The sequence below is a fragment of the Mycobacterium sp. IDUB_39 genome (genome assembly GCF_055419205.1).
The window spans coordinates 462,731-477,613 of sequence record NZ_JBVAXF010000006.1 but is presented as its reverse complement, the minus strand read 5'-3'; the positions used below and the strand labels follow the sequence as shown (position 1 = coordinate 477,613).

General features: G+C 66.0%; 13 protein-coding genes. 4 read left to right on the top strand and 9 right to left on the bottom strand.

All coding sequences use genetic code 11. The features are described from left to right. Positions 1–116 precede the first annotated feature (116 nt). Complete coding sequence (locus ACZY0X_RS24255) at positions 117–770, top strand: TetR/AcrR family transcriptional regulator (protein ID WP_463774028.1); 654 nt, start codon at positions 117–119, stop codon at positions 768–770. 20 nt (positions 771–790) lie between these two features. Here the strand turns inward: ACZY0X_RS24255 and ACZY0X_RS24250 are convergent, their stop codons facing one another. The 8 genes from ACZY0X_RS24250 to ACZY0X_RS24215 all read right to left on the bottom strand — a co-directional run bounded on the left by ACZY0X_RS24250 (position 791) and on the right by ACZY0X_RS24215 (position 10,880). Beyond that, a complete protein-coding gene (locus ACZY0X_RS24250; protein ID WP_463774026.1) occupies positions 791–2,098 on the bottom strand; it encodes a cytochrome P450 in 1,308 nt (435 codons plus the stop codon). Beyond that, positions 2,095–3,318: a cytochrome P450 gene (locus ACZY0X_RS24245; protein WP_463774025.1), complete on the bottom strand. Its 1,224-nt coding sequence runs from the start codon at positions 3,316–3,318 to the stop codon at positions 2,095–2,097. The genes ACZY0X_RS24250 and ACZY0X_RS24245 overlap by 4 nt, the downstream gene beginning before the upstream one ends. A 24-nt stretch (positions 3,319–3,342) precedes the next feature. Next, entirely contained in the window at positions 3,343–4,821 is a 1,479-nt protein-coding gene (locus ACZY0X_RS24240) for an aldehyde dehydrogenase family protein (protein WP_463774024.1), read from the bottom strand. Next, positions 4,814–5,839: an SDR family oxidoreductase gene (locus tag ACZY0X_RS24235; RefSeq protein ID WP_463774022.1), complete on the bottom strand. Its 1,026-nt coding sequence runs from the start codon at positions 5,837–5,839 to the stop codon at positions 4,814–4,816. Before ACZY0X_RS24235 ends, ACZY0X_RS24240 begins: the two co-directional genes overlap by 8 nt. Before the next feature lie 8 nt (positions 5,840–5,847). Beyond that, positions 5,848–6,993, bottom strand: coding sequence for a spirocyclase AveC family protein (locus ACZY0X_RS24230; protein ID WP_463774021.1), 1,146 nt, complete (start codon positions 6,991–6,993; stop codon positions 5,848–5,850). A gap of 27 nt (positions 6,994–7,020) precedes the next feature. Continuing rightward, positions 7,021–8,136 carry an ABC transporter substrate-binding protein gene (locus tag ACZY0X_RS24225; protein WP_463774020.1) on the bottom strand — a complete coding sequence of 372 codons (1,116 nt, stop codon included), beginning with the start codon at positions 8,134–8,136 and terminating at the stop codon, positions 7,021–7,023. Between the two features lie 44 nt (positions 8,137–8,180). Next, positions 8,181–9,044, bottom strand: coding sequence for an AAA family ATPase (locus tag ACZY0X_RS24220; protein ID WP_463774018.1), 864 nt, complete (start codon positions 9,042–9,044; stop codon positions 8,181–8,183). Between the two features lie 162 nt (positions 9,045–9,206). Then, positions 9,207–10,880 carry a nitric oxide reductase activation protein NorD gene (locus ACZY0X_RS24215; protein ID WP_463774017.1) on the bottom strand — a complete coding sequence of 558 codons (1,674 nt, stop codon included), beginning with the start codon at positions 10,878–10,880 and terminating at the stop codon, positions 9,207–9,209. A gap of 479 nt (positions 10,881–11,359) precedes the next feature. Here ACZY0X_RS24215 and ACZY0X_RS24210 point away from each other — a divergent pair, with 479 nt between their 5' ends. Genes ACZY0X_RS24210 through ACZY0X_RS24200 form a run of 3 tightly spaced genes read left to right on the top strand, consistent with a single transcriptional unit; the run spans position 11,360 to position 14,545 of the window. Further along, entirely contained in the window at positions 11,360–12,637 is a 1,278-nt protein-coding gene (locus tag ACZY0X_RS24210) for a TetR/AcrR family transcriptional regulator (protein ID WP_463774015.1), read from the top strand. 14 nt (positions 12,638–12,651) lie between these two features. Continuing rightward, positions 12,652–13,581, top strand: coding sequence for an NmrA family NAD(P)-binding protein (locus ACZY0X_RS24205; protein WP_463774014.1), 930 nt, complete (start codon positions 12,652–12,654; stop codon positions 13,579–13,581). Positions 13,582–13,591: 10 nt separating this feature from the next. Continuing rightward, entirely contained in the window at positions 13,592–14,545 is a 954-nt protein-coding gene (locus tag ACZY0X_RS24200; RefSeq protein ID WP_463774012.1) for an FAD-dependent oxidoreductase, read from the top strand. A 2-nt stretch (positions 14,546–14,547) separates the two neighbouring features. On the opposite strand, the gene ACZY0X_RS24195 is transcribed toward ACZY0X_RS24200, so the two are convergent. Beyond that, entirely contained in the window at positions 14,548–14,841 is a 294-nt protein-coding gene (locus ACZY0X_RS24195) for a hypothetical protein (RefSeq protein ID WP_463774010.1), read from the bottom strand. Positions 14,842–14,883 lie beyond the last annotated feature (42 nt).

Genomic DNA, 14,883 nt, shown 5'->3' with positions numbered 1-14,883 from the left:
TTAACAACGACACCGCGAGCAGGCGCGGAAGATCTAGGTAGGCAATCTAAGCGCGGAAGTGGATAGAGTCAATCCGGTTATAGACACGCGTTACGCACGTCACTAAAGTGGGCGTTGTGATTGACAAACCGGGTCGAGGGCTGCGCAAAGACGCCGAACGCAATCGGCAACGCGTGCTCGATGCCGCGCGCGAACTGTTCGCGGAAAGGGGCATGGAGGCCACGCTCAACGACGTCGCCCAGCATGCGAAGGTCGGCGTGGGCACCGTCTACCGACGATTCGCCACCAAGGAGGAACTCGTCGATGCGATATTCGAAGACGGTATCGAGCAGATGGTGGCGCTCGCAGAGTCAGCTCTGCAACAGAAGAATTCGTGGGATGGCTTCGTCTGGTACGTCGAGCAGCTCTGCGAACTGACCGCCACTGACCGTGGCCTGCGCGAGATGGTCTACAGCACGGCCTACGGCGGGTACCGCTGCGAGTGCGCGCGCGATCGACTTACTCCCCCGATCACCAAGCTCGTCGAGCGGGCGCGGGACGACGGCCACCTACGGCCGGACATCGAGCCATCCGACATGCCGATCATCGGCTTGTTGGCGGGAACGGTGAGTGAATGGGCCGGCCACGTCGAGCCCGAACTATGGCGCCGATACGTCGCGCTGCTGCTCGAGGGCATGCGTCACCGCGATGGCCAGGACGGCCTCGGCACCAACGCGCTCAAATCCGAGCAGATGGACGAGGCGATGCGCGGCTGGCGTCCCTCCGGATGACCTGACCTAAGCGCCTCCCGTCACACCGGGTCGAACTCCACGTGCAGTGAGGTGAGCCCACGCATGATGAACGTCGGTTCGTATTCGTAGTGGCGGTCCTCGGCGGGCCCGTGCGAGGCCTCGGCGATCCTGATGTTGGCCATCCGGTCCAACACCCGGTTCATTGAGATCCTGGCCTCCGAACGTGCCAGTGGCGCACCGGGACACGAGTGCGCGCCGCGGCCGAACGCAACATGCTCGCGCACGTTGCGGCGGTCGTGATGGAACTCGTGTGGGTTGTCGAACTTGCGTGGATCACGGTTGCTCGCGCCGGGCAGCAGCATGATGATCGTGCCTGCCGGGATGTCGACACCGCCCACGCTCGTCGTCGTGCGGGCCAGCCGGAAGTGGCTCTTGACCGGACTCTCCATGCGCAACGCCTCTTCGAGGAACGCCGGGATCAAGGCCCGGTCATCGCGTAGCGACTGTGCGATGTCGGGGCGTTCGGCGATCACCCGCATGCCGGTGCTGAGAAGCTTCGTCGTGGTCTCCATGCCCGCGGCGAACAGGAAGGTGGCCAGCTTGACCACCGCCTCCACCTCGGGCACCGTGCCGTCGGGGTAAGTGGCCGCGGACAGTTCGGTCAGGACGTCCTGGCGCGGCTCTGCGCGCCGATCGGTGATGTACTCCCTGAACTTGTCGTCCAGCCACACCAGTGGGTTGTGCGCGACGGTGTCGCCGCCACCGACCTCGCCGATGACCTCGTTGCCGAGCACCGCGCGGAACTCGGCGTGGTCCGCAATCGGCACCCCTAGCAGGTCGGCGATGACCAGCATCGCGAACGGCTTGGCGTACTCCTCCATGAACTCGCACGAGCCCTTCGCGATGAACGTGTCGAGTTGCTCATCGGCCAAGCGCCACATGAACGCCTCGTTCTCGCTGAGCCGCTTGGGCGTGATGAGCCTGCTCAGCAGACCACGCGTCCTGGCGTGGAGATCGGAGTCCATGGTCACGACGTGCTCGGCCATCGGGATGGTGGCGCGGTGCTCCTCGATGAGCGCCCCGATATCGTCGCCCTCCGGAGTGAAGGGCAGCGGCGGGAATGGGCCGGCCACGGCCACACAGGACGAGAACGCGCCGTCCTTGTAGGCCGCGAGCGCCTCGGCGTGCCCCGTGATGGCGACCACGCCGTGCGGGCTCGCCGGCCGGACCGGACAGTCCGAGCGCAGATAGTCGTAGTACGGATAGGGATCGGGTACGAGTGCGGGGTCGAAGAAGTAGTCGACGGTCTCGAAGTCGAGCTTCTCGGAGTCGGCCGTCTCGACGTCATTGCCGGCGTGCTGAGTCATCGTGACATCACCGAGTCGAACAACACCGGCAGTGACGTCGGCGAGCGGAACACCTGACCTCGAATGTGTGGGTCATCCCCGTCGGGATCCAACCGCAGGTTCGGTAGCCGGTCCAGGAGAAGGTTGACGGCAGTGCGCATCTCGAGACGCGCGAGGTGCATGCCCAGGCACACGTGGACACCGTGTCCCCAACCCAGATTCCCCTTCGCCGTGCGAAAGATGTTGAACTCATCCGGATCGTCCCATCGATCCTCCTGCCGATTCGTCGAACCAAGCATCGGAAGCACCGAGCACCCCTCGGGGATGGACACCCCACCGAGTTCGGTGTCGCAGGTGGTGGTGCGGGTGATGGTCAGCAGGGGCGGATTCCACCGCACCGACTCCTCGATTGCCTGCGGTAGCAGTGCGCGGTCGGCGCGGATCGCATCGAGCTGCGACGGGTCCGAGAGCAACCCGAAGAGCAGGTTTCCCAGCGACCTATAGGTCGTCTCCACCCCTGCGGGCAGCAGCAGCCGTAGAAACGAGAAGATCTCCTCATCGGTGAGTTTCTCACCGTCGATCTCCGCCTCAGCCAGCAGACTGATCAGATCGTCCTTCGGATCAGCCCTGCGTGCCTCGAGGATCGGTGCGAAGTACTCACACAGGGCTGCCGCCGCCGCAAGGCCGCGCTCTGGGTTCATGATCCAGCTCAGCAGCGATATGGACCAGCGCTGGAACTGCGGGTAGTCCTCCTCCGGCAATCCCAACAGGCCTGCGATGATGCGGCTCGGGAAGTCGAAGGTGAACTCCTTGACGAGGTCGGCCCGGCCGCTCGCCGCGAACCCGTCGATCAATTCATTGCCCACACGGCCAACCAGTTCGTCCTGCCAACGCGCTAGAGACTTCTGCGAGAACGCCTTCGACACGAGGCCACGGAGCCTGCCGTGCACGGGCTCGTCCATGCCGAGCATCACCCGCTCCCCGAGCACCGGGCCGAACGCCGCGATGACGCCCGAGGAGGAGTAGGTCAGGTTGTCGCGCAACATCTGCTGGGCGTCCTCGTAGCGGTACACGATGAAGACGGGCTTGCCAGCCTCCCCGGGCATCGCGGACATGTCGATCCGCTGGACGGGCTCCTCTCGTCGAAGCCTGGCCAGCTCCGGGTACGGATCCCGCACGTCACCCGAAACGGCGGCGTCGAACGCCCCAAAGTCCTCGAGATCGTCGAAAAGCTGTTCCATCATTGAACTCCTTGCGGCTGAGCGTTATTGGGCTGGGTACGCCACGGACTTGATCTCGGTGTACTGGCTGAAGCCCGCGAGTCCGTTCTGGCGGCCGACGCCGCTGTCCTTGTAGCCGCCGAACGGTGTGTCCGCGCCGTACCCAGCTGTGCCATTGAGCCCGATGAAGCCCGCACGTAGACGGCGGGCCACGGCCAGCGATCGGTCCAACGAACTCGACATGACGTTGCCGGCCAGCCCGTACGCGCTGTCGTTGGCGATTCGAATCGCGTCGTCCTCGTCCTCGTAGGGGATGACGGCCAGAACAGGGCCGAAGATCTCCTCCTGCGCGATCGTCATCTGGTTGTCGACATCGGTGAACAGTGTTGGGCTGACCCAGAATCCCCGGTCGAACCGTTCGGGCGGTTGGGCGCTTCCGACCAGCATGGTGGCCCCCTCATCGATCCCCTTGCGGATGTAGCCGAGGATCCGCGACTGTTGCCTTGCTGAGATCACCGGACCGCACAGGGTGGCGGGATCCTGTGGATCGCCTGCGGCGATGTTCTCGTAGATGGCCTGCAGAAGTGCGACACCCTCGTCGTAGCGCGAGCGCGGCAACAGCATTCGGGTCGGTGCCGCACAGCCCTGCCCGGCGTGTAACAACGGTCCGATGCCGATCAGGCACGCCGTGTTGAAGTCGGCGTCCTCGAGCACGATGGTCGCCGACTTGCCGCCTAACTCCAGGAAGAGCCGCTTCATGGTGGCGGCGCCTTTCTCCATGATCCGCTTGCCGACCACCGTCGAGCCGGTGAAGGAGATCATGTCGACCTTGGGCGAGACTGTCAGCTCCTCGCCCACGAAATGGTCCGACGCGGTCACGACATTGACGACGCCCGCGGGGATATCGGTCTGCTCGGTGATGAGCCGACCGAGTCGCGTCGCGTTGAAGGGGGTGTCGGGCGCGGGTTTGAGGACCACGGTGTTGCCGGTGGCCAGGGCTTGCCCGAGCTTGTTGATCGTGACCTCGAACGGGAAGTTCCACGGTGTGATGGCCCCGACCACACCCACCGGCTCGTACCACACCTTTCGCGTGGTGTTGACCCCTGTGACGGACACCACGGTGTCCCCGAGATCGGTCTCCCACGGAAAGGTCTCGATCAGCCGAGCCGGATATCTCAGGCCATCAGCAAGGGGTGCATCCAGTTGTGGTCCGTGCGTGACCGCGCGCGGGCAGCCCACCTCGCGGATGAGTTCCTCTCGCAACTCCTCGATCTCACCCTCGATGGCGTCGTGCAGCTGTTCGAGGCAGCGCTTGCGAAATCCGCGGTTGGTCGACCAGTCCGTGTCGTCGAATGACCGCCGCGCGGCATCGATGGCCCTGTGCATATCGGCCCTCGAGCCGTCGGACACCTCGCCGAGCACCTCTTCGGTGGCTGGATTGATGTTCGCGAACGTGCCGGCCTCACCGTCGACGAGTTTGCCGTCGATGAGCATCCGCCGCTCGTGAGTGGGAGTCTCAGGCATCTGTTCCGCTCCCCCGTTCTGTCGGTCGACTCGGTTTGGGTTTCGGACCGAGCTTCATGACCACCACCGCGATTCTTTGCATCACCGGTGCGGGCAGCGTCGTTGCAGCGCGGATCATCGCGCGCTGGCCGAGGGTCAACGACGCAGTGCCGTCGCGTATCGCACCCTGCCTGGGCAGACCCATGGCGAGCCGACTCATCTGGTACATCCCACCCTGGGACAGGAACCTGCTGGACAGCAGCAGCATTCGGGCATCGGATCCGACCGGATGTCTGGTGTAGGGCGCCGTGCCCTCGAGTGCCGCGCGCAGCGCACGCGCGAACTTGTCCGGCGACTTCGCGATCCGCATGGCCAACCGTCCGCGCCTGTCGATCCTGTTGTGCAGCGGTGCGTACGGGCCGTCGAAGTCACGCAGGTCGGTCGTGCCCGCGTCGGTGATGATGTCAGTGTCGAAGGTGCCGGTCACCAGGACGGTGACACCGAGCCCGAACGGGGCGATCTCCCCCGCCAACGATTCGGCCCACCGCTCGACTGCACCCTTGGACGCCGAGTACGCCGCGATCGAGGGCATACCCCGCACCCCACCCGCGCTGGACACCATGACGATGCGACCTCTACCCGCCGCCCGCATTCCCGGCAGCAGCGCTTGTGTGAGTCGCACCGGACCCAACACATGGGTCGCAAACATGCTCTCCCACAGTTCCAGTGGTGATTCCTCGACCACAGCGGCCGCCGAGATGCCCGCGTTGTGGACCACGGCGTACGGAGCACCCACGGCCGCTTCGATGGCCTTGGCGGCGGAATCGATAGACCCCGTGTCAGCGAGATCGAGCGGCACGGCGATCAGCCGGTCGTCGTCGGCGGCGGCTCCTGTCGCCTCACGCAGCAGCGCAAGGCCCCGCTCGGGTGACCGCATCGCTGCGACCACTCGCCAGCCCTGGCCGTACAGATGCTTGGCCGACGCGAAGCCCAGGCCCCGCGACGCACCCGTGATGACGACACTTCGCGCTTCACTCAAGTTTCTCGTCACCCATCCGCGTTCTCAGGTGCACAACGACCGTCGCCAGCTGGCGGGGCCTCGACGTCGGGCCGTCCGTTCGGCACCCCGCTCTGCCATGTGGCCCACTTCCCGACTGAGTACGGACCCACCGCGCCTTCCTTCTCGTAATATCCCTGCGGGTCATACACTTTGGCCTCTGGGTAAGGCCACGGACACGCAACCGAGGTGGCCAGACCGCTGGCCTTGATCGCCGCGAACCAGGCGCCGTAGGCGAAGTACGCGACGTTGATGATCGCGAACATCACCAGGAACGTGCCGAGCACGGGCTTGCTCGGAAACAGCCTCGCCTTGGCGGCGAGCTTCTCCGCCACCGACTTTCCGGTGTCGTCGCGGTACACGAGAATGCCGGCCGGCACCATGACGAAGGTGACGGCGAAGGACTCCCAGATCAGTGGGAACTGGAACGGGGTGCCGACAAAGATCGAGCCGAACGGGATCACCTGCGAGTAGATGTACATCCCCGTGCGTATCGAGCCGATCTCGAGGGCCGCGTCGAAGACGAACCCGATCACCAGGATCAGCAGCCCCAGGCTGATCAGCGGGTGGCGCCAGACGAAGGCCTCCGGATCCCGCTTCGCCTGGAGTTTGCGCAGCACCCATACCGCGACGAAGTAGGGGCCGAAGTAGAACGTCACGTAGCCGAACACGATGAACGGTTCGACCGTCGGCGACATCATGATCAGGGGCCACGATTCCGGCCAGTGCAACAGATCGGGGTTGTAGACCGCGAACGGCGCCCAGTTCATGATCGGGTCCTGCCACACGATCAACGTCGTACAGAGGAACATGAGCATGATCGGACTGCCCGGGTTGCGTCTCCAGCCGATGACGAAGATGACAATCAACTGCACCAGCAGCAGCGCGGTTCCGAGTTGGACCCACAACATCCAGTTGTCGACCCCGAAGAGGTACTCGACCGGCCGGGGTCTGCCCTCGGTGTTCGGATTTGCCACCCGGGGGTCGAGCGCGGTGCGCGAAACGACGACGAACAGCGCGACGAACGTGACGACCGCCGAGGCGCTGATCCAACGGCCCCAACGAATCTCGTTCGCACCTGGACGCGCCGGGGCCGATTTCTCCTCAAGCAGTGGTGCCGATTCCTCGGTTGTCATTCCGCTCCTCGCGTGCGCGCCGTCATGTCACTCCTGCCCGAAACGGTCGACGAGGTGCGAGGTAACCCCGTCGGCATCGAGAGTCCGCGCCACCAGGTACCCCGATCCCATCCATGCGCGGCGCGTCCACTTGCCAAGGGACACTCGGGTTCCCGGTGCCCCCGACGCGGCGGGCACCATCTTCACCCGCTCCAGCGCCTCCTTGACCCCACGTGGGCTCAGCGGATGCGAGTCAGTGAAGGCGCACACCAACGTGGTGGCCACGTCACGATTGACCACGGGTACGCAGTACTCGGGGCGACGACCGCCGTACCTCTCGGCGTAACGATCGAGGAAGTCCTGCCCGATCGGGTTGCCCTCGTCGTACTGGTCGACACCGATCCACCCCATGAACGCGTTCCACATGACCGGATTGACCCAGGCGTTCTGGAACGCCGTGGTGGTGAAGCGGGGCGGATCCCACTCCAGCGCCTCCAGTGCGGGATTGATGAAGACGATCCCGAAGCCGAAGCCGAGATGCACGACGGACTCGGCCTTCGCCTCGTGCAGCGTACGAACGGCCTCGTTGATGTCCTGCGCGGTCTGCGCGATGGCGACCTCCGCGACGATGCGAATACCCTTGCGCCGACAGGCGCTCCGGAGATTCTTCACATAACTGTCGCCGATGAGGCTCTGCTCGACGAGTACGCCGATCTCCTTGAGTCCACGCTTGGCCACCAGGTCGGCGATGAAGATCGGTTCGTCGGTCATCGAGCCCTGAGGGAAGGCGAAGGTCCACTCGCCGAGCCAGTCGTCGGTGCCGGTGACGCTGAGCGCAGGGACGCGGAAGCGTTCCTCAATGGCCTCCCGCAGCGGGACGCAGTTGTCGGTGATGTTCGGGCCGAACACCGCCAGGCAACCCTCGTCGACGAGTTCGCCGAAGGCGTCGATCACCGCCTTGACCGAACCCTTCGGCAGTCCCTCGACCTCGCGATAGATCATCTGCACCGGACGATCCATTAGGCCTTGCTCATAAGCCTCCTCGAAGACGAGGTCGAAGCACTGGGTGAAGTCGGCCAGCATCTCCTCGGGAAACCCCGGCGGCAGCCTGAAGTCCATGAGGTAGCCGACCTTGATCGGCTCGGCAGTGCTCTCGTACGACACGTGACCTCCCTCGAAATTCGTTCAGCACAGTGCGTCACACACGGTCAGGCTCCTGCCGGCCCCAGGTAGACGTCGATCATCTCGACCAAACCGCGGGTGACGTTTGGGTCGTCGGTCAGCGGGCCGGCGATGGCCGCGCGTGCGGCGTCCCGAGGGGTGAGCCCCTCGGCGATCAACCGGCCCGCGGCGATCAGGACTCGCGTCGAGGACACCTCGCGGAGTCCGCCGGTCTCCAATCGGCGGATCGCGCCGGCGAGGCGGACCAGCGCTGCCGCGGTATCGGAGTCGATGCCAGCCTCGAAGGCGACGATCCCCTCCTCGACCTCGGGGCCGGGGAACGTGAACTCGATGGCCACCATTCGTTGACGCGTCGAGTCCTTGAGGTCCTTGAGCACGCTCTGATAGCCGGGGTTGTAGGACACCACCAGACCGAAGCCGGGAGCCGCGTTCAAGGTGACGCCGAGGCGGTCGATGGGAAGTTCACGACGGTGGTCTGCAAGCGGATGCAGGACCACGGTCGTGTCCTGCCTGGCCTCGACGACCTCATCGAGGTAGCAGATGGCACCCTCGCGCACGGCGCGCGTCAGCGGCCCGTCCACCCATTCGGTGTCGCCGCCGCGTAGCAGGTAACGCCCCACCAGGTCGGCGGTCGTGAGGTCATCGTGGCAGGAGACGGTGATCAACGGGCGATCCAGGTCATGCGCCATCGCCTCGACGAACCGGGTCTTGCCGCACCCCGTCGGACCCTTCAGGACTATCGAAAGACCCTGCCGATAAGCGGCTTTGAAGACCGTCTCCTCGTTCGCGACGGACACATAGAAGGGGCGCTGGGCCCGGCCGCCGGCGGGCGCCGCGGAGTTGTCGAACTCCAGAGTTCCCAGCGCATGATCGGCGGCGTTGCCTGGCATCGCATCCCTTTCTCGGCGCCCCGTCCATCGGATCGCGTCAACCCGCGAAACCGCGACGGAGACCGTCGCGGTGCGAGTGTGGCGAGCGTAGCGCGGAACAGATGTTTGGTACAAGTGTGGCGCGCAAATTGCCGCAGGCAAACCCTTGTCGGACTCGCACTTTCACGACACCTTCCGGCGCCGCGCCTCGGCACGGTTGAGTGCCACGCGGAACAGGGGGCCGATGACGCGGCTCAATTGACCGGGCTCGGCGATCGTCGCGTGGGCCGCGGTTCCAAAGACCCGCCGCAGCTCCTCGACGTCCGTTCCCGCGCCGACCGTCAGGCACAGGCACCCGATGCCCTCCCGAGTGACCTCACTCAACGCGCGACGCGCGTCAGCCGCGCCGTACACGCGCTCATAGCCGTGGTCGTAGGCCAGCCCATCGGAGAGGACGACGAGCAGTCGGCGTGGGGTGCCCGCCCGCTCGCGCAGCACCGTGGCGCCATGCCGGATGGCCGCGCCCAGCCGCGAGTAAGCGCCGGGCCGCAGCCCATAGAGCCGTCGCATCGCCGCGGTGTCAAACCGCTCGTCGAAGCGCTTGATCGGCGTCATGTTGACCGCCGAACGCCCCTGTGAGCTGTACGCGAAGAGCGCGACCCGATCCCCCAGTTCGTGTAGCGCCGTGGTCATCGCCGCGGCCGCGGTCCGTTGCTGTTCGTGCACAGTGCGCCCGCCACCTCCGGCCTCCGCTGCTGACCCCGACACGTCGAGCAGGATGAGTACGGACAGATCTCGGCGCCGCCGCAGATTGTCGACGTAGACCGAGTCGTCAGGCGCCGATCCCGCCGCGAGTTCCACCTGCATCTCGACGGCTGCATCCACATCGATGTCATCGCCCTGCGCCTGGCGGTGGTGCCGACTGAGGCCCATTCCGAGCCTGTTCAACGACCGTCGCAGCGCATGACCGTCAGGGGTCGACCAGCCCTCACCGAGAACCGTGGCCTCAGCCTCCACCACCGTGCACCAGCCCTGGCGATAGCGCTTGTGGTGAACGTCCCACTCCGGATACGTGATGCCCTTGATCGCGTCGTCGGCCGTGTCTCGATCAGGCGACGGCGTCAACGAGGACACCACGGCGCCCGCTCCACGCGTCGCCAACCATCGTTGATGGGTGGCCGCGTCCGCGCCAGGTTGGCCACCACCGCCGAGCTGTCTGACCTTGCTCATCATCTTGGCCAGAAGCCTGCCGATGCCGCCCCCGCCGGCCGGGCTCGAGAACAGATCAATCACGTCCTCCTCGGTGTCGGCTTCTGCAAGCAGTTCGGACAGTTCCCCCTGCGGCTTCTTGGCTGGGCGGTGTCGGGCCGTGGCGGCCGCCCTCGACTTCTCCGCAGCGCGATGCTCGGCGAGCAGCCTGCGCGCATGAATCGTGCCAAAACTCGCAGGCGTCGGGCCGATGGCCGCACGACTCTCCGCCATCGCCAGAGACGCGGAGGGCGATGCGCTCGAAACGTCGGGACAACCATCGATCAACGACCGCATGGATATCGGCAGGAACGGAGCGTTGACGCCGAGTGCGCGCCGGCCCTCGACAGCCAGGTAGCGGTCAGCCAGCGCCTGCCGCTTCGCCAGCCTGGCCACGATGTCGGGTTCCAGACCACCCGCCGCGAGCAGACTTGCCTGCACGGTCAGCGATTCGAGTTGCGAACGCAGACTGGATGCGGCGTCGACATAGACCGTCCTGCCGTCTGTCCACGCTGGCTCACCCGCCTCCAGGGCGGCCACCACCAGGGGGCGCCCGGCCACCGCCGAGGCGAACAACCCCAGCCGTTCCACCACGGTGTCGTTCGCCACTGAGCTCCCTTGCGACGGGTCCGAGAACATTGACCAAATATCTGTTCCAACGTAGGGTCCGGGGCGCCCGCCAGTCAATCGATCACTGCATTCAGGTGCGTGGCGTCGGAACGGGAAATGGCAGGAACCGCATCATGATCGAATTCACCGGGCAGGTCGCGGTGGTCACAGGATCGGGTCGCGGCCTCGGTCGGCTGTACGCCAACGCCGCGATCGCCTTCCCCGACCACACACGCTGACATGAGGATCACCGAGGCGACATCCGACGCGGCGGGCGCGCGGTACAGCACCCTATCGGCGCAGGTCGGTAGGATCGCCAGGTGGCGCACCCGGGAACTTCCACGACCCCGAAACCGCCTCACCGCTGTTCTGAACCGCCGTTCTGACCTCTGACAGGAGCCGACATCGACGCCTCATCGACGACGGGCCAGCACGGACGTGGCCCAGCGAGGGCTCGGCAGTCCCGGTCGGGTCCCGTCGTGGCCGGTGCGCCGTCGACCGGCAACGGAGGCTTCAGCGGTAATGACGCGACTCGGCGCACCGAGATCCTCGAGACCGCCAATGCGGTGATCGCCACGTCGGGTCTGCGGACGTCGCTGCAGCAGATCGCTGACGCTGCCGGCATCCTCGCGGGCAGCCTGTATCACCACTTCGAGTCCAAGGAAGCCATTCTTGTCGAGTTGATCCGCCGCTACCACGCGGAACTCGACCGCATCGGAGAGATCGCACTGCAACGTCTCGACGAACCCGACGCCAGGCCCGCCGAGGAACAGATCATCAGCCTGTGCTGCGCGATCGCCCGCTGCGCGGTCGAACACCGTGCCGCCCTGCAGATGTCGTTCTACGAGGGCCCAAGTGCCGACCCCGAACTCGCGGAGCTGACCCGACTGCGCCCGGCGAAACTGCTGGCGGCGATGCAGCAGGCGTTGCGGGCCGGCCGATGGAGTGGCTACATCCGGCCCGACGTCGACCTCCCCGTCGTCGCCGACCGCATGGTCCAGAGCATGCTTCACGTGGGCCTGGACATGATCCGCCACAAGGCCTCCAGCGATCAGGTCGCGACGATGATGTCCAAGATCGTCCTTGCCGGACTCGCTGCGCGGGAGCGCAGCGATGCCGAGCTGGACACCTCAGCGGCATTCATTGCGGCACAGGGCGTCATCGACACCTGGGGTGATGACGCAGACACGGATGACAAGGCGGCGCACGTGCGTGCGGTCGCGCGTACGGAGTTCGGCCGGCGCGGCTACGAGATGACCACGGTGCGTGACATCGCCTCGGCGGCGGGCCTGGGCACCGGAACCGTGTACCGCGTGATCGGCTCCAAGGACGAACTCCTGATGTCCATCATGCTGTCGTTCGGCAAGAAGGTTGGGGGTGGCTGGACCGCCGTGTTGCAGTCCGACTCGACACCGGTGGAGAAACTCGACGCGCTGTCCTGGCTCAACATCAATGCCCTGGATCGCTTTCCCGACGAGTTCCGCATCCAGCTGGCGTGGATGCGCCAGTCCCCGCCGGACACAGCCGATCCCGGGTGGTCGTTCAGCATGCGCGTTCGACAGATGAAAACGCTTCTGTCCGAGGGCATCAAGTCCGGCGACATTGGGATCGAGAGCCCAACGGCCGAAACGCTGGCCCGCTGCGTCATCGGCATCCAGTGGATTCCCGAGAACATCCTGCAGGACCTTGGCACCCGCGACAGCCTCATCCTGTCCCGCGACACCGTGCTGCGCGGCGTCGCGGTGCGCACGGACTGAACGGGGGCGCACCCATGAGCGAGCACGTCGACTATCTGGTGACCGGGGCGGGCGGCGGCATCGGCGGGGTGAGCCGCTCCGTGGTGCAGCTACTGATTGGCGACGGCGCGAGGGTTCGAGCGATGGTGCATCGGGAGGACGAGCGCGCCGACGCGCTCAGGACCCTTGGTGCACAGGTGGTGGTGGGTGACCTCACGGACCCCGGCAGCGTCGTCGCCGCGCTGCGCGGAGTGAAGCGGATGTTCTTCAATATGAGTGTCTCACCGTCGTATCTGACGGCGACCGCCATCGTCTGCGCCGCTGCCCGTGAGGACGGTGACGTCGACACCATCGTGAACATGTCGCAGATGACGGTGTCGCAGATGACGCTGACCAGCACCGAGGAATCGGACCAGCACCGACTGCACTGGCTGGCCGAACAGGTCATGGACTGGTCCGGACTGCCGGTCACCCACATCCGGCCCACGGTGTTCATCGACAACCCACTACTGACGTTCCTCAACGCCGAGTCAGTCCGCGAGCGGCACGTGCTCGCCCTGCCGTTCGGCCGCGGCCGGACCTCACCGATTGCCGCGAGTGACGTCGCCCGTGTCGTCACCGAACTCCTGCTGCACCCGCAGCGCCACCGCAGCCACGTGTACGAGTTGACCGGACCGGAGGTCCTCGACATCGACGGCCTGGCCCAAAGTTACTCGCGCGCGCTGCAGTACCCGGTGACGGCGCAGGACATGGCGCTCGAACAGTGGCGGCAAGACATACTGGCTGGCGCGGGCCTTCCACCTCACGTCGAGCAGCACATCGCCACGATGGCGCGGCTGCATCGTGACGGCCGTTACGACCGCCTCACCAACGACGTCGAACAGGTCACCGGCCGGCCCCCGATGACGGTCGCGGATTACATCAGCGCGAATCCGCAGAAGTTCATCGCTGGCTGGAACGCGTAATTTCGGACCCGTGACCACGCCACTACGGGCCGTCGTGGTCGGCTCCGGGATCAGCGGGCTGACCACGGCCATCTACCTGCTCGAGGCCGGTCACGCGGTGCAGATCGTGGCCGCCGAACCCACTATGTCCACGACCTCGGCTGTGGCGGCGGCGGTCTGGTTCCCGACCCATGTCGCGCCGTGGGAGCGGGTGTCGGGGTGGGGCGAGGACACCTTCGGCGTGCTGGCCGAACACGCGGCGGCACAGGTGCCGGGGGTGATCATGCGCGAGTCGCTGGGGCTCTATCGGGAACCGCCGGGCGAACCCACGTGGGTGAGCGCAGTCGGCGGTGTTCGCGACGCGCGGGCCGACGAACTTCCCCCGGGCTATGCCTACGGCTTGCGGTACGCGGTGCCGCTGGCGGAGATGTCCCGGTACCTACCGTGGCTGGTGGCCCGGGTCCGCACCCTCGGCGGGCAGTTCACCCAGCGACACCTGCAGTCGCTGAATGACGTGGGCCGCGGTGCCGACGTCGTGGTCAACTGCGCCGGGCTGGGTGCTCGCGAACTCGTCGGCGATACGTCGATGTACCCGGTGCGGGGTCAGATCGTGCGGGTGAGCAATCCCGGCCTGACCATGTCAGTTCGCGATGAACTCCATCCCGGCGGCCGCGCCTATGTGCATCCGCGCACGACGGACTGCATTCTGGGCGGCACGCTGGACGTGGGCCAATGGAACACCACGCCCGACCCTGCCGTCGGTGCGGCAATCCTGGCGCGGTGTGCCGACCTGGTGCCCGCACTGCGCGGTGCGGAGTTGCTTGAGCACGTCGTCGGGCTGCGACCGGGGCGTCCCACCGTACGGCTCGAGGAGGGCGAGCGGCTGAGATCCGGTGCGAGAGTGGTGCACAACTACGGGCACGGCGGCTCGGGCATCACGTTGTGCTGGGGCTGCGCCCGTGAGGCTACCGCGCTCGTCGGCTGATCTCAGAAGGGCACGTCAATCTCGCCGTTCGTGGTGTTCCCCTCATCGTGATTCGGGTTGATGTACCCCAGTCGGTAGGGGGCAACGGGATTGGTGCCATACGGCACGAGCGGATCGGTTCCGGTCCCGTCCGGCGTTGGCACAGTCGTGGCCGAAACACCCGGATCGGCGACGATGTTGCTTTGCGGGACGGGCACGGAGCCGGCATCGGCGGCTGCAACAGGTGCCAGACCCACTGCGGCACCGATCGCGGCCGCGGCCAGCCAAGGTGCGATGGACTTGATCCTTGTCGTCACGAGATTCTCCTCTTCAGGTCGCCGGATCCGGCTAGTCAAATC

Excerpts from the sequence above, each read along its gene's own strand:
- ACZY0X_RS24245 (WP_463774025.1), bottom strand. The coding sequence starts at position 3,318 with ATGGAACAGCTTTTCGACGATCTCGAGGACTTTGGGGCGTTCGACGCC.
- ACZY0X_RS24230 (WP_463774021.1), bottom strand. The coding sequence starts at position 6,993 with ATGACAACCGAGGAATCGGCACCACTGCTTGAGGAGAAATCGGCCCCG.
- ACZY0X_RS24240 (WP_463774024.1), bottom strand. The coding sequence starts at position 4,821 with ATGCCTGAGACTCCCACTCACGAGCGGCGGATGCTCATCGACGGCAAA.
- ACZY0X_RS24250 (WP_463774026.1), bottom strand. The coding sequence starts at position 2,098 with ATGACTCAGCACGCCGGCAATGACGTCGAGACGGCCGACTCCGAGAAG.
- ACZY0X_RS24205 (WP_463774014.1), top strand. The coding sequence starts at position 12,652 with ATGAGCGAGCACGTCGACTATCTGGTGACCGGGGCGGGCGGCGGCATC.
- ACZY0X_RS24220 (WP_463774018.1), bottom strand. The coding sequence starts at position 9,044 with ATGCCAGGCAACGCCGCCGATCATGCGCTGGGAACTCTGGAGTTCGAC.